16 protein-coding genes and 1 pseudogene are annotated in these 17,448 nt (G+C 48.1%); 13 read left to right on the forward strand and 4 right to left on the reverse strand.

The window, feature by feature from the left end:
* Positions 1 to 4: 4 nt before the first annotated feature.
* Positions 5 to 907: pseudogene (gene aglJ, locus J07HQW2_RS05360) on the forward strand (S-layer glycoprotein N-glycosyltransferase AglJ); the annotation flags it as partial.
* Between the two features lie 491 nt (positions 908 to 1,398).
* Here aglJ and J07HQW2_RS05365 read toward each other — a convergent pair.
* Entirely contained in the window at positions 1,399 to 1,725 is a 327-nt protein-coding gene (locus J07HQW2_RS05365) for a hypothetical protein (RefSeq protein WP_048075497.1), read from the reverse strand.
* Between the two features lie 351 nt (positions 1,726 to 2,076).
* Between J07HQW2_RS05365 and J07HQW2_RS05370 the strand changes: the two genes are divergently transcribed.
* Entirely contained in the window at positions 2,077 to 2,289 is a 213-nt protein-coding gene (locus tag J07HQW2_RS05370) for a ribbon-helix-helix domain-containing protein (protein ID WP_021054391.1), read from the forward strand.
* A 269-nt stretch (positions 2,290 to 2,558) separates the two neighbouring features.
* On the opposite strand, the gene J07HQW2_RS05375 is transcribed toward J07HQW2_RS05370, so the two are convergent.
* From J07HQW2_RS05375 to J07HQW2_RS05385, 3 genes are all read right to left on the reverse strand, one after another.
* Positions 2,559 to 2,990: a JAB/MPN domain protein-containing protein gene (locus tag J07HQW2_RS05375; protein ID WP_021054392.1), complete on the reverse strand. Its 432-nt coding sequence runs from the start codon at positions 2,988 to 2,990 to the stop codon at positions 2,559 to 2,561.
* 156 nt (positions 2,991 to 3,146) lie between these two features.
* Positions 3,147 to 3,842 (reverse strand): hypothetical protein, encoded by a 696-nt coding sequence (locus J07HQW2_RS05380; protein ID WP_048075160.1) that lies wholly within the window; start codon positions 3,840 to 3,842, stop codon positions 3,147 to 3,149.
* Positions 3,843 to 4,182: 340 nt separating this feature from the next.
* Positions 4,183 to 4,479, reverse strand: a complete 297-nt coding sequence (locus tag J07HQW2_RS05385; RefSeq protein ID WP_048075498.1) for a DUF5779 family protein — start codon at positions 4,477 to 4,479, stop codon at positions 4,183 to 4,185.
* 186 nt (positions 4,480 to 4,665) lie between these two features.
* On the opposite strand from J07HQW2_RS05385, the gene J07HQW2_RS05390 reads away from it, so the two are divergent.
* From J07HQW2_RS05390 to J07HQW2_RS17895, 11 genes are all read left to right on the forward strand, one after another.
* Positions 4,666 to 6,039, forward strand: a complete 1,374-nt coding sequence (locus tag J07HQW2_RS05390; RefSeq protein ID WP_394324607.1) for a LeuA family protein — start codon at positions 4,666 to 4,668, stop codon at positions 6,037 to 6,039.
* A gap of 652 nt (positions 6,040 to 6,691) precedes the next feature.
* Positions 6,692 to 8,485 carry a biosynthetic-type acetolactate synthase large subunit gene (gene ilvB, locus J07HQW2_RS05400; RefSeq protein WP_021054397.1) on the forward strand — a complete coding sequence of 598 codons (1,794 nt, stop codon included), beginning with the start codon at positions 6,692 to 6,694 and terminating at the stop codon, positions 8,483 to 8,485.
* A 155-nt stretch (positions 8,486 to 8,640) separates the two neighbouring features.
* Positions 8,641 to 9,273 carry an acetolactate synthase small subunit gene (ilvN, locus tag J07HQW2_RS05405; protein ID WP_303704310.1) on the forward strand — a complete coding sequence of 211 codons (633 nt, stop codon included), beginning with the start codon at positions 8,641 to 8,643 and terminating at the stop codon, positions 9,271 to 9,273.
* A complete protein-coding gene (gene ilvC, locus J07HQW2_RS05410; RefSeq protein WP_021054399.1) occupies positions 9,270 to 10,382 on the forward strand; it encodes a ketol-acid reductoisomerase in 1,113 nt (370 codons plus the stop codon). The genes ilvN and ilvC overlap by 4 nt, the downstream gene beginning before the upstream one ends.
* Before the next feature lie 34 nt (positions 10,383 to 10,416).
* Positions 10,417 to 11,883 carry a 3-isopropylmalate dehydratase large subunit gene (gene leuC / locus J07HQW2_RS05415; RefSeq protein WP_021054400.1) on the forward strand — a complete coding sequence of 489 codons (1,467 nt, stop codon included), beginning with the start codon at positions 10,417 to 10,419 and terminating at the stop codon, positions 11,881 to 11,883.
* Positions 11,883 to 12,491 carry a 3-isopropylmalate dehydratase small subunit gene (leuD, locus tag J07HQW2_RS05420; protein WP_021054401.1) on the forward strand — a complete coding sequence of 203 codons (609 nt, stop codon included), beginning with the start codon at positions 11,883 to 11,885 and terminating at the stop codon, positions 12,489 to 12,491. The genes leuC and leuD overlap by 1 nt, the downstream gene beginning before the upstream one ends.
* A gap of 3 nt (positions 12,492 to 12,494) precedes the next feature.
* Positions 12,495 to 13,493 (forward strand): isocitrate/isopropylmalate family dehydrogenase, encoded by a 999-nt coding sequence (locus J07HQW2_RS05425; RefSeq protein ID WP_021054402.1) that lies wholly within the window; start codon positions 12,495 to 12,497, stop codon positions 13,491 to 13,493.
* 307 nt (positions 13,494 to 13,800) lie between these two features.
* Positions 13,801 to 14,070, forward strand: coding sequence for an HPr family phosphocarrier protein (locus J07HQW2_RS05430; protein WP_021054403.1), 270 nt, complete (start codon positions 13,801 to 13,803; stop codon positions 14,068 to 14,070).
* A gap of 4 nt (positions 14,071 to 14,074) precedes the next feature.
* The gene (gene ptsP / locus J07HQW2_RS05435; RefSeq protein WP_021054404.1) at positions 14,075 to 15,784 is read left to right on the forward strand and encodes a phosphoenolpyruvate--protein phosphotransferase; all 1,710 of its coding nucleotides are present in this window, start codon (positions 14,075 to 14,077) and stop codon (positions 15,782 to 15,784) included.
* 111 nt (positions 15,785 to 15,895) lie between these two features.
* Positions 15,896 to 16,888 (forward strand): class II fructose-bisphosphate aldolase, encoded by a 993-nt coding sequence (gene fba, locus J07HQW2_RS05440; RefSeq protein WP_021054405.1) that lies wholly within the window; start codon positions 15,896 to 15,898, stop codon positions 16,886 to 16,888.
* 206 nt (positions 16,889 to 17,094) lie between these two features.
* The gene (locus J07HQW2_RS17895; protein WP_303703983.1) at positions 17,095 to 17,241 is read left to right on the forward strand and encodes a DUF7557 family protein; all 147 of its coding nucleotides are present in this window, start codon (positions 17,095 to 17,097) and stop codon (positions 17,239 to 17,241) included.
* Positions 17,242 to 17,448 lie beyond the last annotated feature (207 nt).

Genomic DNA, 17,448 nt, shown 5'->3' on the forward strand with positions numbered 1-17,448 from the left:
AACGATGGCATCGTTCGACGACGTCACCGTTCTTGTGCCGACGTATAATGAGGCTGAAACAGTCGGTCAAGTAGTCGATGACTTTCGGGAGGTAGGATTCGATGATATCCTTGTTATTGATGGAGACTCCACGGACGAGACTGAGCGTGTCGCAGCCGACCATGGTGCTCGAGTCATCGCACAATCCGGCACAGGAAAGGGACAAGCCGTCCGTGAGGCTGTTGAGCGACATATTGATCGAACATATATTTTGATGCTTGATGGTGATGCAACGTACCATGCTGATGATGCGGAAGCAATGCTTGAGCCACTTTTTGATGGAGATGCTTCACATGTCGTTGGTAACCGATTCGCTGACCTTCGTGAAGATGCGATGACACAATTCAACCAGATTGGAAATTCGATCATTAATTGGGGATTTCGTGCAGTCCATGGTGATCAAATTCAGGATATCCTTTCTGGATATCGGGCGTTTACCCGTGCATCATTTCATGAAATGACACTCACTGCTGATGGATTCGGTATTGAAACTGAAATGGCAGTTGAGTGTGCACGGCGTGATATCCCAACGGCTACCGCCCCTATTACCTATTATCCACGTCCATCAGGATCTGAGACAAATCTTCGACCGGTCCGTGATGGCGGCATTATTTTTCTTGAGTTATTCCGGCAAGCAAAGACCAACAATCCACTATTTTACTTTGGAAGCGTCGGCGCCGTTTCAACACTTACAGGGCTCGGTGTTGCAGTGTATGTCGTTGTCGAGTGGATTACCGTCCGTGTGCCACATGAAATATTAGCTGTTGTTGCCGCGGCTGGAGTGCTCTTTGGCGTGCAGTTATTGATGTTTGGAGTACTTGCGGATCTAATCTATTCGTTACACTCTGAAACAATGTCTCGAATCGAGTCAACGATGGCGATACAGCAGCCAGGACAGATGACGAGTGGAGTGTCTCACCGTCGAGATTCGATAGAGACAGACAAACAGACTCACAAAGGCGGGGATCAAGGACGGAATCCTCCCGCGTGGACGATAACAATGAACGAGTATCGGCGGCGTCATCTGATGGTAACGTGGAAGAGAAGTCTCATAAAGAAGCAGCAATCCCGGCAGAATTGGACAGTACACAGCGTGAGGGACCAGAGATGACAGACGGAATGAACGGGAGTCCTGAGGACGGGAATAATAATACACGTGAATCTCAGTAGCGATTTTATGATTCTATACGGGATATCTTATCGAGATCGCCATACCGTCACACGAATATAGTTTCTCGGACGGCTTTGAAGACTCATTAACGAGCGGTTCTTAATGGCATCATACTATGATCGTGTTAAATACCAAGTGTAGTGTCTATGCAGTGGTAATTGACTGCTTTATATTGGTATTTTCGTAACTCAGAATGGAAGCATGGCTCGAAGCTGTTTCAAGAAGCCACCTGAAGATGTCACCCGGTATTCTTCGAACACTGGATGTAGTGCATTGAGTAATTCGGTTTTATTATCAAATTCTCCTTTTTCGACGTCATCAAACGCCTCAGAAAGAGAAACAGTGCTACCAGATGCATCATATGGGACGGCGGGATCTCCAAGTCCGAGGACAACTTCCCGTGTCGTTGCCGGAAACGTGAGGTCGGCCTCTGAAAGGTGAGCGTCAAGGGCGGCAATACCGAACGTGAGCGTGTCCGGGTCGTCATCATCTTGCTGCGGTGGTCTAACAGCCATTGTAGAGATATACGGGAGTGCCATTCAAAAAGGCTATCTTCTCTATAGTTATGTTAGAGCAATTGCGCTATCAGTATATGTGCTAAATACACTATAGTCGATATTTTACAGTAAATATAGAAATACGATAAGTCGGACATGTCTAAGATATTTGATGATACCTTCTTGTATATACAGTCAAGCTGGGTTGAATTAATCTCAACTGACTGAGAGAGATGTCGTGATCTCGTGTGATATCAAAGTGTATGTTGATGATGCACCATGTACAGTATCAAAGAGTAGGCTGAAACTCATTCAGACTGGATTAGACCGGACATATTTTGAGTATCGACACGCTATCAGTCTGCAGAGATGACCGAGTATACGACTGTTTCTGTCCCGAAGGATCTCGCTGCTCGTGTCGATGATACCATCGAGGGCACAAGTTTCTCAAGTACGAGCGATCTTGTACGGTTCCTCCTTCGCAGTATTGTTATTCAGCATCAACGCGAGGGACAATTAACTGAGTCAGAATTTGAGGATATTGCTGAACAACTCACTGATCTCGGATATCTCGATCAGTGAGGTAAAACACTGCCACGAACACCCCACATGCTCAACAATGTGCTAATATAAATGAGTGACAGAGCATCCCTATTTCATATATTTGCATGATTTAATCACACAAACATTAGAGTTAGATATCTATGATGATACTACTAGGTCATCATTTCATAAACTCACTATTTACCCTTCTATCAACGCTCAATTATAGAACAACAGAATGATTAATTCGTGAGCAGTGTGTGCTCATCTGCTCTCAAATACAGTCTCATGCAGTAGATGAATAAGATTTACTCAAGCCCAATATCTTCCGCAAGCGTTTCTTCTGGGGGGTCAGCGTCGATAATATTCACAGAGAGTTTCTGATTATCGCGATCGAAGGCCGCACACGCGTCAATATCCCATGGTGGAATCGCAATCATAACTGCAGCAGCAAACGTATCCTCACGGGTTGCAGCAAGTGGTCCCTGTGGGTGTGAGACAAATCGAGCACGACCACTCCCTGCAGGCGTCCCCAGGTCAACGCCAAATACTGCGGTCACAGACCCGCTTGCCTCAGGAAAATAAAAATGTGTGAGAACTGGTGTGGATGAATCAACACTCGTTGCGTCTGCAAATTCACCCGCGGGTGTCGATGCAAGAACAGCACTTACTGACTCAGGATCACGGTCAGCGCTCAACGCTAATAGTCCATCAACTAACCCACGAGTGATATGAATCATATTATAATTGGCATGTGCACAATCAAAACATCATCGCCCATGAACAATTTAATATCAGATGTATAATTCTGGATCTAATTACGGATATGGAATCAAAAATCGCTGAGTTGACATCGTTGTCGTTGAGCTATCCTGTGTGTGCGCGCATTCTTTTTATCAGAACATCTGTTTAAATGCACGAGTATACGCACTTGGGAGATTTGAACGAGAGTTATCAACCGCGGCGGCGAGTGATCGGGCTGCGTTTGTCATGATAGCAGTACCGTGACCAACAAGAACGCGCTCAGGTTCACATCTCGAAAGAGCCTGACGCGGCGGGAATGGGCGCAGCATCGGATGAATGCCGAGACGTTCACCTGGAGCGCAGTAGTATGGGACTGTTCCAACTGTTTCTGGAATTATGAGTGTGCCATTTTCTCGATGAAACAGTCCAACCTCCTGCCACGGTGGAATCCCTCGATTAACAATTTCAAAGGCTTCATATCCAGAGTCTCCGAGTTGATTCCGAAATCGCTCAACTGAGCCGGAGAACCCATCGACAACACCCGACATCCATGTTGGAATATAGATTGGCACATCATGTCGAGATGCAAGTGCTGTCGCATCTCGGGTGTGTCGGTCGAGCCCTACAACAACACCAGCAATCTCGGTTGTGTCCGAACCAAACGTCGCCAATAGTTCATCAACACCGGGTGCATCAACAGGATCAATCACCCAGAGATCGCCATCATCACCAATAACTGCATGACTGGTGCGTTGCATCATCTCGTCCGGGTGCGCAATCCATCCAACGCCCTCACTCCACCGATTGACCTCGCGGTATGTACTCGCATCACGACCTTTCATACTCATATTTACGCTCAATGCGGTAGGGATATAACAGTAATTGGGATAGACGCAAAGATAGGATAATACCGAAACGAACTATTAGAAGTTATTCTACAGTCCATATCCCGAAATGACGGGACAAGCTCTCCCCCCCAGGCGCTAACTTACTGAATATCTATTCGATATATTACAGAGAATTGAATTCTGTACTCTTGTGGGCGTGGATATGATGAGTCTGGTCAGATACCGTCCTGCGAATCAATAGCAATCACACGGCGATGATACTGAGTCGGGGCACCAACTCGCGTGGTCAAGAAGTGCAACTTTGTATCATTTCGGCTAACCGAGGAGCAAGTATCATTCACTACAATCGGTCGGTGTCGATCCCGGCATCGGGCGGCGTGACAATAAGGAAGCCACGAAAGTGTGTGAGGTTGCCACCAAGATCAACGACAGGTCGGGCGAATGGTTCAGCCAATTCATTGAGATCACCATCAACATTGAGCATGAGTACATTACCAGCCTCAATTGCCGCAAGCCATTCAGTAGGGTCAGTGTCACCATCGAGTATCCCGAGGATCACGTTTCCGCTGAATCTATCACCGGTTGCTTCCTCAAGATGGGACTCAGCCCCAGAGAGATTAAGATTGAAATCACTCATACGCTGGTAGAAAGAGACGATAGCGAAAAGCATTCTGACAACGAAAGGAAAATTTCCACATATCTTATTGGATTATTATCGTTAAACGAGTATCCTTAATTGAATAATATGAGAATGTGAGATCGAATATAAAAAATATAATATATTATGCCATTTTCTCTATCAAAAGGTGTAGAGACTCAGTGATTGTCAATATCGATTCCTAAACGTTTATGTGTATGTCCATGCAGGTCACAAGTACAATGTCTAACGACGATATGGAGGTTCAGTCGGACACCCCGGCTGGTCGAGTTCTTCCAGGGCACATTAGCCCACATTACTGATTCGGAAATTGACACGGTCCGAATCTTCGACACGACGCTTCGTGATGGCGAACAGTCACCGCGCACATCATTCAGCTATGATGAGAAACGTGACATCGCCGCAACGCTTGATGAGATGGGAACACACGTAATTGAGGCAGGTTTCCCGGTCAATTCTGATGCTGAGTTCGAATCTGTTAGTGACATCGCATCTGCAACGGAGACCACAATTTGCGGGTTAGCCCGCGTAGTTGACACCGACGTCGAGGCCGCGCTTGATTCTGGTGTTGGCTTGGTTCATGTATTCGTTAGCACGAGCGATGTTCAGTTAGCCGATTCAATGCATGCTTCTCAAGAGGAGGCTGTCGACCGTGCTGTTTCAGCCGTTGAGCGTGTGAAAGACGCCGGCGTTGAGGTAATGTTTTCGCCGATGGATGCGACCCGAACCGACGGAGAATTCCTTAGCGAAATCCTCGAAGCAGTTGATGATGCAGGCGTTGATTGGGTAAATATTCCAGACACCTGTGGGGTCGGGACCCCGACGCGTTTTGCCGGGTTAATCCGGAAAGTGCGAGCACATACGGACGCTCAAATTGATGTTCACGCACATGATGACTTCGGGCTAGCCACTGCAAATGCACTGGCTGGATTCGAGGCAGGTGCCGCACAAGCACAGGTTTCTGTCAACGGAATCGGTGAACGAGCCGGTAATGCTGCCTTTGAGGAGGTTGTAATGGCGGCTGAATCGCTATACGACGTTGACACTGGTATTGATACAACACGGATCACCGAGGTATCGCGACTGATCGAGAATGCGAGTAATATTCCAGTTCCTGGAAACAAACCTGTCGTTGGTCAGAACGCCTTCTCACATGAAAGTGGGATCCACGCTGCTGGTGTTATCGAAAACACTGATACGTTCGAACCAGGCGTGATGACTCCAGAGATGGTCGGTGCAAAACGTGAGTTTGTTCTTGGAAAACATACCGGGACACATTCAGTGCGAAAACGACTGGAGGAATCCGGATTTGCCCCGACAGATGAAGAAGTCCGGACAGTCACCAGACAGATCAAAGATTATGGCGCGGAGAAAGAACGGGTTACTATTGATGTGTTGACACGATTTGCTCGTGAAAATGGTGTCGACCGAAAAAAAGCCGCTCGGAGTGATGATGACGATGATGGGCACGATGACACTAGACCCGACAATAGCAATTCCACTGATTCCGACCCCGACCATGGGGAGGTCCGTATCTAATGCGTTTACGGCGGACCGATTGCAGTACCAAGTGGTCAGGTTGTAATTACTCATCTCACGGTTACGAAATAACACAGGGATACGAGGAACAAGCCCAACACTGTACCGATGGGATATTGAGTAAAGAGCGCATATCAAGACAGTCTAATCGGAGGCACAACGTTCTTTATGCTCGAAAGCAACTTCCAGGTAGTAACACTAATGCGAGCATATTATCAGCGAAATACCGTGGGAGTCTTGCAAGGTCAGGCTCGAATTTGGACTCAAGTTCCCACTGTGTTTCAAACTATCATAAACACTGTTCAAGATCGTCTGGACAGCGCTCGCGGTATCGGCGTCGACGTTCGTATTGTAGGGGCTCTTTAGCCCCATCACTTACCCATTTTTCACCTCGTTGCTTGCTTTGTCCGCCGTTGATGTCACAACATGAGCGATACAATATGGTATCAGGACTTCCACTGCCGCATGACGCTGTAGGTGGTAATGGAAGCGATTCTGAATGTATGTGTTTGCATCCGACTGAAGTTATGAGGACATCCCGGACAGAAGCAATCGAGCGTACTACCACGACGTTGAGACAACCAACTAACCTACAGAAGCAGTCGCGATCACGGTCAAATCATAATCACAACTACGAGGATCATATGAGCCAATGAGTAAACAAGCATCAACAAACCCAGATATCGAGACAGAAGCAGACACAGACGCACAGCCACAGGCACAACAACCATCACCGGAGACGACGAGTGATGTCTTGCCGATTGAGACCGGTGCAGATGCAGTTATTCGGGCACTTGAAAATGAGGGTATCGAAGCCGCGTTTGGTGTGCAGGGCGGCGCAATCATGCCAGTGTATGACGCATTATACTATTCTGATATTCGTCATGTAACAATGGCACATGAACAGGGAGCCGCACATGCTGCTGATGCCTATGGTGTCGTCAAGAATGAGCCAGGTGTTTGTATGGCCACCTCAGGTCCTGGTGCAACAAATCTTGTGACTGGAATCGCTGACGCAAATATGGATTCTGATGGGATGCTCGCGCTGACTGGACAAGTTCCATCAGATATGGTCGGTTCAGATGCATTCCAAGAGACAGATACGATTGGTATGACCGCACCACTCACCAAACATAATTATTTTGCTGATGATGAAGACACAATCGGCAGTACAGTTGGTGAGGCGCTTGCACTTGCCGATGAGGGGCGACCAGGTCCAACACTTGTCGACCTTCCAAAAGATATTACAAGCGCTGATACCGAGCGTGAGCCTACTCCCGGCAAAGCGCCAGCAACAACACGACCACAATATAGCGCTGATGAGGATTCGGTTCTTACTGCAGCAACCGCGATTGAGGAGGCATCACGACCGTTATTATTGTTTGGTGGCGGTGTAATCAAGGCCGGTGCAACTGAGGAAGCGCGCGCGTTCGCTCGCGAGCACGAGATTCCTGTTGTCACCACAATGCCTGGTATTGGTTCCTTCCCTGAGGACGATGACCTGTGTCTTTCCTGGGCAGGAATGCATGGCACCGGCTATGCAAACATGGCAATCACCCACACTGACCTTCTGATTGGTGTTGGGACGCGTTTCGATGATCGACTCACCAGTGGCGTTGATACTTTCGCGCCCGAGGCAGAGATCATACATATCGACATCGATCCTGCAGAGATTTCAAAGAACGTTTACGCAGATTATCCATTGATTGGTGATGCCGAGACGGTGCTTGAACAACTTGATACGACCATCGAGACGGCTCCAAACACAGATGAGTGGTGCGAGCAGTGTGTTGAGTGGCAAGAGTCCTACCCGATGGATTATGCGATGCCGGAGGATGAACCGCTGAAACCACAGTTCATCGTTGAGGTGATGGATGAAGCAACAGCGCCGGATACAATCGTCACAAGCGGCGTTGGACAACACCAAATGTGGGCATCACAGTATTGGACGTACACTGAGCCACGAACATGGGTGTCGAGTCACGGACTTGGAACGATGGGATATGGACTTCCCAGTGCAATCGGTGCACGGATCGCGGCTGATGATGATCAAGATGTTGTGTGTATCGATGGTGATGGCTCTTTCCTGATGACGATCCAGGAGCTTTCAGTGGCTGTGCGTGAGGAACTTGATATTACAGTTGCAGTCCTGAATAACGAATATGTCGGGATGGTGCGACAATGGCAGGATGCCTTCTTTGAGGGTCGACGAATGGCATCAGAGTATAATTGGTGTCCAGAGTTCGATACACTCGCAGAAGCATTTGGAGCAAACGGATTCCGAATCGATGAGTACGATGAGGTTGCAGAGACCGTCGAAGCAGCACTCGATTACGATGGTCCATCAGTGATCGATTGTCATATCGACCCCGGAGCAAATGTTTATCCGATGGTTCCTTCTGGTGGTGCGAATGGGAAATTCGCTCTGACGGAGGATCAACTATGAGTTCTGAATCGAATGCCGATGCCGATACTGACACTGACAGTGATACCAACGCCAGCGCAGACGCCGAAATGGAGTCGACAGACACGTCGGCAGTTGAGATGGTCGAACGAGGAAATCCAACCCCTGACACAGATGGTGATCTTCCAGAACAGGGGATGAAAGGGGCTGAGCCAGCTGATCGACCGCATCCATCTGGACGACGCAATGAGCAGGGGATCCGCGTCGACCCAGAAGCCGCAGCAGAATATGACCCACGACGTGCGGTGTTATCTGCGCTTGTTGAGGATGACCCTGGTGTTCTGTCACGGGTTACCGGGCTGATTTCACGACGACAGTTTAATATTGAAAGCTTAACAGTCGGACCGACAACAATTGATGGGCATTCACGAATCACGATGGTTGTCGAGGAAACGGAACCAAATATTGACCAGATTGAAAGACAGCTCGATAAACTCAAACCTGTGATTGCCGTTGGGGAACTCGCTGATGATGCAATTCGGACTGAGCTTGTGTTATTGAAAGTTCGCGGAAATGAGCCTGATAAGGTCAATGCAATAACACAGATGTATGAGGGTAAGACCATGGATGCTGACCCACAGACGATTACAATCCAACTTACCGGTGATGAACAGAAGATTGACAGCGCTATCGACGCATTCGAACAGTTCGGAATCATTGAGATAGCTCGAACAGGATATACTGCGTTGGCGCGTGGTGATACAGCGACCGTTCCCGGCGAAAAGCCAGGAACAGCAAATGAACCAACAAAACCAATAAATACACGATGACAGAACCAGAACCAGAAACAGAAACGCAAGCACAAACAGAGAAAGGTACGGATACGGCATTAGATACAACAATATATTATGATGATGATGCAGAGCGTGAGTATATCGATACCAAGACGGTAGCCGTACTTGGCTACGGAAGCCAAGGACACGCACACGCACAGAATCTCGCCGATAGTGGTATTGATGTAATTGTCGGATTACGCGAGAATTCAAGCTCTCGAGACGCTGCCATAGCGGATGGACTTCGTGTTGAGATACCAGCAACAGCTGCTGATGAAGCAGATATCATTTCACTGCTCGTCCCGGATACAGTTCAACCGGACGTATTCGAGACGATTCGCGATGGTCTAGATGCAGGCGACACAGTGCAGTTCGCTCACGGATTCAACATTCATTATAGTCAGATTCAGCCGCCTGCAGATGTTGACGTGACGATGGTCGCACCAAAAGCACCGGGTCATCTTGTCCGCCGGAATTATGAAGCCGGTGAAGGAACACCCGGTCTCGTTGCAGTGTATCAGAATGAAACCGGAGACGCGCGCAAGGAAGCAGTAGCATATGCACATGCAATCGGTTGCACGCGTGCCGGTACGATTGAGACAACATTCCGTGAAGAAACTGAGACTGATCTCTTTGGCGAGCAAGCGGTGCTTTGTGGTGGGGCAACAGCACTTGTAAAGCAAGGATACGAGACACTTGTCGATGCTGGGTACTCACCGGAGATGGCATACTTTGAGTGTCTGAATGAACTCAAACTGATTGTTGATCTGATGTATGAGGGTGGTCTCAGTGAGATGTGGAATTCCGTATCGGATACTGCTGAGTATGGTGGACTTACGCGTGGAAATCAAGTGATTGATGAATCTGTCCGTGAAGAAATGGAGTCAATTCTTGAGGGGATCCAAGATGGCTCATTCGCACGTGAGTGGATTTCAGAGAATCAGACAAACCGCCCGTCATATACACAGTTGAAGAACGCTGAGGAAGCGCATGAGATTGAGACGGTCGGTGAACCATTACGTGATCTATTTGCCTGGAGTGACGATGACGAGAGCAATGGCGAAAGTGAGACCGTAGCCGAGCCAGAGGCTACTGCTGACGATTAAGAATTAGAATAACCGATTAACGATTAACTTTATAATGAGTTCAAATACGCTGTACGACACTGTCTGGGAGAAGCACAAGGTCGCTGATTTGCCGAACGGACAAGACCAGTTATTCATTGGATTACATCTTGTTCATGAGGTGACAAGTCCACAGGCGTTTGGTATGCTGCGCGAACGGGATCTTGATGTTGCATTTCCTGATCGCACGTTTGCGACGACTGACCATATCGCGCCAACGACATCACGAGGTCGTGAGCGACCATTGCAGGATAGTCAAGCTGAGAATATGCTGCAGGCACTTGAGCGGAACACGTCTGATAATGGAATTACATTTTTTGGATTAAATGGTGAAAAGCAGGGTATTACCCATGTCGTTGCACCGGAATTAGGATTGAGTCAACCAGGAATGACCGTTGCTTGCGGTGATTCGCATACGAGCACACATGGTGCATTCGGCTCGATTGGAATTGGAATCGGAACCTCACAAATTCGTGATGTGTTGGCGACCGGATGTATCGCTGCTGAAAAACAGCAAGTTCGCCGAATCAATGTGACCGGAACACTCGATGACGAGGTGTACGCAAAAGATATTATTCTGAAGATTATCCGGGACCTCGGTGTCGGCGGCGGTGTCGGGCATGTGTATGAATATGGTGGGGAAGCAATCGAGAATCTCGACATGGAGGGTCGACTTGCAGTCTGTAATATGTCAATCGAGGGTGGTGCACGCGCTGGCTACATTAATCCTGATCAGACGACATATGAGTATCTGAAAGATCGTGAGTATGCACCTGATGCAGATGAATGGGATGAGCACGTTGAGTACTGGAATACGCTTCGATCAGGTGATGATGCCGAATATGATGATGTTGTTGAGATCAACGCCGATAATCTCGCTCCAATGGTCACATGGGGGATTAATCCTGGTCAGGTCGTTAACGTTGATGAGGAAATTCCACATCTTGACTCAATGGCTGATGAGACAGCCAAGAAAGCCGCACGAAAAGCATTCGATCATATGGAAGTTGAGCCTGGTGAGACGATGGTCGGGTATGACGTTGACGTTGCCTTCTTGGGCACCTGTACAAACGGGCGATTCTCGGATTTCAAAGAAGCTGCACGCGTGATTGAGGGGCGACAGATTGACGAAGATGTTCATGGGCTTGCGGTTCCTGGGTCTGAAACGGTCCGAAAGCAGTGCGAAGCAGCGGGTCTCGATGAAATCTTCCGTGAGGCTGGCTTTGAGTGGCGTCAAGCAGGTTGTTCAATGTGTTTGGCGATGAATAATGATAGTCTTGAAGCTGGTGAGGTATGTGCATCATCATCGAATCGGAACTTCATCGGTCGACAAGGTGATAAAGAGGGTCGAACGGTGTTGATGTCGCCCGCAATGGTTGCTGCAGCAGCTATCGAGGGTGAGATTGTTGATGTTCGTAAGCGTAATCTCACAGATATTGACGCTGAGAGAAATCCAACCGCGGTTATTAAAGGTGATTACTGATGTCGGTTCACGACACAATGGAGATTCGGCGGGTTGCAGGTACCGGTGTGCCTGTCCGCGGAAATGATGTTGACACTGATCAAATCATGCCGGCGCGATTCATGAAAGAGGTCACCTTCGATAACATGGGTGAGTACGTCTTCTATGATGCACGCCGAGATGACAGTGGGGATTTGAATGATCACCCACTCAATGAGTACAAAGGTGCTAGTATTCTGATTGTGAACAAAAACTTCGGATGTGGGTCCTCGCGTGAGCACGCACCACAGGGATTGATGCGATGGGGAATCCGCGGAGTTATTGGTGAATCCTTCGCAGAGATATTTGCAGATAATTGTAAATCACTCGGGATCCCAGCGATGACAACCGACCAGGAGACGATTAATCATCTTCAGTCATTTGTTGAGAGTGATCCTGGAGCTGGACTCGAGATGGATGTCAAGGATAGTACTGTCATCTATGATGGAAAGGAAGTTGCTGTTGAGATTGACAGTGCGATGCAAGAAGCACTTATTGATGGAATCTGGGATACGACCGCAGTGATGCATTCAAATATGGATCGCGTTCGTGATGCAGTAAATGAGTTACCGTACGTTGAGGATCGATAAGCGATGAGTCGCGGTGGTGAACACGAGATTGTTGTGATTGAGGGCGATGGGATTGGTCAGGAGGTTATTCCCGCAGCAGTGACGATACTACAAGCCATTGATGATGTCAGCCTTTCTTTTAGCAAGAAACAAGCTGGTGATGCCACTCGAGATGACACGGGAGTTGCCCTACCGGAAACAACATATGAGGCCGCCGCTGATGCAGATGCAACGCTATTTGGGGCTGCTGGAGAGACAGCGGCTGACGTTATTCTGCCACTTCGTGAAGCAGTTGGCTCATTCGTAAATATTCGACCAGTGCGGGCATACCCTGGTGTCGATGCATTACATCCACAGACAGATCTGGTGTTCCTTCGGGAAAACACAGAGGGTGTTTATTCAGGACATGAAACCCGGCTTTCTGAGGATCTCTCAACATTGACACGAGTTATTACGACATCAGCCTCAGAGCGACTCGCGGAATACGCTTGCTCGTATGTCACTGAACGCAGTATCGATGAGTTCCATATTGTTCATAAAGCAAATGTAATGCAAGAGACAGATGGTCGATTTCGTGATGCTGTCTCCCGCGTGGCTACAAGCAGTAACGTTGAGACGACGGAGGTGCTTATGGATGCATTCGCAACACGAATTTGTCTTAATCCAACACAATTTGACGTTATTGTGTGTCCAAATCTTGCCGGTGATGTACTCTCTGACCTTGCTGCTGGACTAGTTGGCGGACTTGGATTACTGCCATCAGCGAATATTGGCAAGACAAACGCACTATTTGAGCCCGTTCATGGGACCGCTCCCGACATTGCTGGTGATGGTATCGCAAATCCTTCCGCGTCGATCCTCTCAGCGGGAATGCTTCTTGAACATCTTGGCGAAACGGATGCAGCTACAAATGTGCAGACGGCTGTTGAATCAGTGCTTAATTCAGGACCACGCACGCCTGACCTTGGAGGCGATGCGGACACTGAGGGCGTTGTGAGTGCCGTTCTCGAGCAACTTCAGTGAAGCTGACGTTGCAATAATGATGTCGACCACGATGAAGCATATTTTAAAATAATACAATACCTTACCATCAGATATCAACAATAGTGATACTGAAAGATACCTAGGATATCACACAGTATCAGGAATGTTCTATGCTATGTACCTCACTGAGGTAATATTAATCGCCGTGGGCACGAGGAACAGTTACAATGATTAAAATCCCTACAGCGAGCAGTACAATGTATGCGATGGTCACGCACTCCCACGGGGTTAGAGGGGCAGACACAGAGGATTCAGTTTATCGATCACTACAGGGAGCGTGGTAGTAATGCCTGAGCAAGTTGTCACTGTCGTGCCTGAAGATGGACTTCACGCACGCCCTGCCTCAAAATTTGTTGAAGCAGCAAATGAGTTTGATTCGGAGGTGCAGGTAGGACATATTGATGATACGCCGGTAAACGCAGCAAGTATGCTCGCAGTAACAGGACTTGGGGTAACGTGCGGTGATGACGTGCAAGTGCGCGCGGAGGGACCAGACGCAGACGCTGCACTTGACGAACTTACGCGGATTCTCTCTACCCAAGAGGAGGACCTTTGAACAAATGAAAGAACAGCGGCTCAGTGGTGTTGGTGTCTCACCAGTATCAGCTGTTGGAACGGCAGTATGGTATACACCAGAGCCAGAACTTGCTGATCCGCCAGCCCCAGAGACAGTTGATACTGACACCGAGTTGGATCGCTTCTTGACAGCCAAACAGACAGCAAAATCAGAATTACAGGACGAACGCGAGCGGACCGCGGCGGCAGTTGGTGAGTCAGAAGCAGAGGTGTTCGATGCACATATTCAATTTCTTGAGGACCCACAGATAGAATCAGGTGTTGAGTCGGCGGTCAACTCAGGATGTCCAGCAGAACATGCTGCCTCTGGGACATTCGCTAAGTTTATTGAACAGTTTGAAGAGATGAGCGGACAGATGGCAGAACGGGCGGATGATTTGCGTGACGTACGCGATCGTCTAATTCGAATATTAACTAATGGTGAGCGCGCAGACCTAAGCTCAGTCCCACCAGATAGCGTTATTCTCGCAGAGCGACTTACACCGAGTGATACCGCACAGCTTGATCCAGACCGAGTCGCAGGGTTCGCAACAGTCACCGGTGGACGCACCTCACATGCAGCCATCTTTGCGCGATCACTCGCACTTCCGGCTGTCGTTGGTGTCGGTGCAGAACTCAACACAATTGAAGCTGAATCGTCGGTAGTCGTCGATGGCATAGCGGGGACAGTCATCAATGATCCCACCACAGAGACACAAGCAAACGTTGGAGGTGAATCCGTTACGATACAAGCTGACTCAGTGTCGACGATAGATGGACGCTCAATTGAGGTGGCTGCAAATGTTGGGACTAGTAATGATGTCCAGACAGCAACGGAGTATGGTGCAGACGGGGTTGGACTATTTCGATCAGAGTTCCTGTTTCTTGATCGCGCAGAGCCACCGACAGAAGCCGAGCAATACGAAACGTATCGATCTGCAATTGAATCATTTCCCGATGGTCGAGTTGTTGTTCGTACGCTGGACGTTGGTGGTGATAAACAAATTGAATATCTGGATCTCCCAGCTGAGGACAATCCATTCCTTGGCGAACGTGGGATCCGGCGATCGTTAGGACCTGATGAGGATCTCTTCAACACACAATTACGTGCATTATTGCGTGCCGCGCGTGATGCTGACAGTGGTGATCTTGCGGTGATGCTTCCACTCGTCTCAACAGTCGAAGAAGTGACCAAAGCACAGTCGATGATTGAGACGGTCGCGAATGCAGTGGAGACAGACAGTGTCGATGATAACACCGGTGGGAGGGTCGAAACGCCAGAATTTGGTGTGATGATTGAAACACCCGCAAGCGCATTCCTTGCCCCGGAACTCACCGAGCACATTGATTTTTTCAGTATCGGAACAAATGATCTTGCGCAATACGTAATGGCAGCAGAACGGGGAAATGACCGCGTGAAGGCGCTTGGTGATTATCAGCAACCAGCTGTCATTCGGGCGATTGATGCAACAGTGCGCGCCGCTGAAGGAACGGACACATGGGTCGGAATGTGTGGAGAAATGGCAGGTGACCCATCGATGACAGAGTTACTCATTGGAATTGGGCTGACGGAATTAAGTATGAGTGCTGTCTCTATTCCGCGTGTGAAAACAGCAGTTCAAACCACGAGTGTATCGGAAGCTCAAGCACTTGTTGAGAACGTACGTGAGGCGACGACTCAGGATATGATTACATCGTTGCTCAATACTGAATAGATAGTTTATATTTGTAATTTGACATATAAAACGCCTATCTGATGTCTGAGACATGTCGCTCCACATTGCTTATGATGGAGGCGATAAAACAGATGTATGAGGTGACAAAAAGTGCCGTTCTACGGCGGGAGTGAACTTGCAACCGTCTACGACGATGCGCTCACAGAGGGATTTGGGCTTATTGCATCCAATATTGCCGAGCCAAATATTATGATGGGGCTAATTGAGGGTGCTGCCCGAAAGGATTCAGATTTACTATTACAACTCAGTGGGGGCGCCAGCACGTTTGCTGGAAATGAAGATCCAGTTGATGGGCTTCGAACAATGGGAACGTATATCGAGGCGATTGCTGATCAGTATGATATTGGCGTATTTCTCAATATGGATCATCAATCAGATCTTGGATTCATCGAGGCGCAGATGGATCTTGGAATTCCCTCCTCAATCATGATCGATGCATCGCATGAGCCGTTTGAGGAAAACGTTGCGCGAAGTCGTGAAGTGGTTGAAATGAAACAGGACAAAGATGCAGATGTTCTCATTGAGGCTGAACTTGGACAGATCAAGGGTGTAGAAGATAATATCGAAGCTGCTGAGGCGTTCTATACTGATCCAGAGCAAGCTGTCGAGTTCGTTGACCGAACTGGGTGCGACCTACTTGCTATTTCTGTTGGTACCCAACATGGTGTTGCGAAAGGCAAGAACTTAGAACTTCGTCCCGACCTTGCTCAAGAGATTCGACAGACACTTCGGGATCATGGATTAGATACACCACTCGTACTTCATGGATCATCAGGTGTCCAACCGGAGCAACTTCAGGAAATGCTTCAACACGGCATCTGTAAGGTGAATAAAGATACCCGGTATCAGTATGAGTACACTCGAACAGCATTCGATTTATACCGAGAGGATGGAACAGCAATTGTTCCGCCCGAGGATACTAATGCAAATCGAGAGACATTTTTCAACGATACTGAGTGGTCACCAAATAAAGATGTTTTTGACCCACGAGTCGCCGGTCGAGAAATTCGTGGTCGGATTGCAGATGTTCACGCAGAACTTACAGAGGTATCCGGCAGTGCTGGACATAGTCGATTTGCCTGAGCGCGAGCATGATATGCGGTAAGAACAATAGATTATTCAACCCTCTCCGATCCAGTCCAGTCCAATTCAACTCGCGACTACGGTCATTCAAATTGAATTAATTCGTATTCTACGACATACAGCTTATGAAATAAATGAATCGTAACTATATGAGTAGAGACAATCCATCCCTTGATATTTTTCTGATTGAGTGTATACATGCGAATATGCCACAGATACATGTTGATGATGAGACGATTGCACGACTTGATTCACTCCGGGAAGATGATGAGGATTATAATGCGATTGTCACTGAACTATTGAATATATACGAAACAGAAGAATTGACATTATTCCACAGTGGTGATGGATAGCCTATCGTACCTGTTTATTTGGTCTGAATCCATCGTGGGCAAGCACGAGATTCAGAATATTATTGATACAGTGCGTAATCACGCCATCCCTGACCGCTCAGTCAGAGACAAGACTGTGAGTGTCGTTTTTAAATAATTCTGTATTTTCGATTCGGACACTGGCAGTAATAGAAATAGCGATAATAGTGAAATACAGCCATCTCATTA

Source organism: Haloquadratum walsbyi J07HQW2 (assembly GCF_000415985.1).
Lineage (GTDB): Archaea > Halobacteriota > Halobacteria > Halobacteriales > Haloferacaceae > Haloquadratum > Haloquadratum walsbyi_B.

Bases quoted from the DNA above. Each gene is read 5' to 3' on its own strand.
- J07HQW2_RS05380 (WP_048075160.1), bottom strand. From the start codon at position 3,842: ATGAGTATGAAAGGTCGTGATGCGAGTACATACCGCGAGGTCAATCGG.
- leuD (WP_021054401.1), top strand. From the start codon at position 11,883: ATGTCGGTTCACGACACAATGGAGATTCGGCGGGTTGCAGGTACCGGT.
- leuC (WP_021054400.1), top strand. From the start codon at position 10,417: ATGAGTTCAAATACGCTGTACGACACTGTCTGGGAGAAGCACAAGGTC.
- ilvC (WP_021054399.1), top strand. From the start codon at position 9,270: ATGACAGAACCAGAACCAGAAACAGAAACGCAAGCACAAACAGAGAAA.
- ilvN (WP_303704310.1), top strand. From the start codon at position 8,641: ATGAAAGGGGCTGAGCCAGCTGATCGACCGCATCCATCTGGACGACGC.
- ilvB (WP_021054397.1), top strand. From the start codon at position 6,692: ATGAGTAAACAAGCATCAACAAACCCAGATATCGAGACAGAAGCAGAC.
- ptsP (WP_021054404.1), top strand. From the start codon at position 14,075: ATGAAAGAACAGCGGCTCAGTGGTGTTGGTGTCTCACCAGTATCAGCT.
- J07HQW2_RS05375 (WP_021054392.1), bottom strand. From the start codon at position 2,990: ATGATTCATATCACTCGTGGGTTAGTTGATGGACTATTAGCGTTGAGC.
- J07HQW2_RS05430 (WP_021054403.1), top strand. From the start codon at position 13,801: ATGCCTGAGCAAGTTGTCACTGTCGTGCCTGAAGATGGACTTCACGCA.
- J07HQW2_RS05370 (WP_021054391.1), top strand. From the start codon at position 2,077: ATGACCGAGTATACGACTGTTTCTGTCCCGAAGGATCTCGCTGCTCGT.
- J07HQW2_RS17895 (WP_303703983.1), top strand. From the start codon at position 17,095: ATGCCACAGATACATGTTGATGATGAGACGATTGCACGACTTGATTCA.
- J07HQW2_RS05365 (WP_048075497.1), bottom strand. From the start codon at position 1,725: ATGGCTGTTAGACCACCGCAGCAAGATGATGACGACCCGGACACGCTC.
- J07HQW2_RS05425 (WP_021054402.1), top strand. From the start codon at position 12,495: ATGAGTCGCGGTGGTGAACACGAGATTGTTGTGATTGAGGGCGATGGG.
- J07HQW2_RS05385 (WP_048075498.1), bottom strand. From the start codon at position 4,479: ATGAGTGATTTCAATCTTAATCTCTCTGGGGCTGAGTCCCATCTTGAG.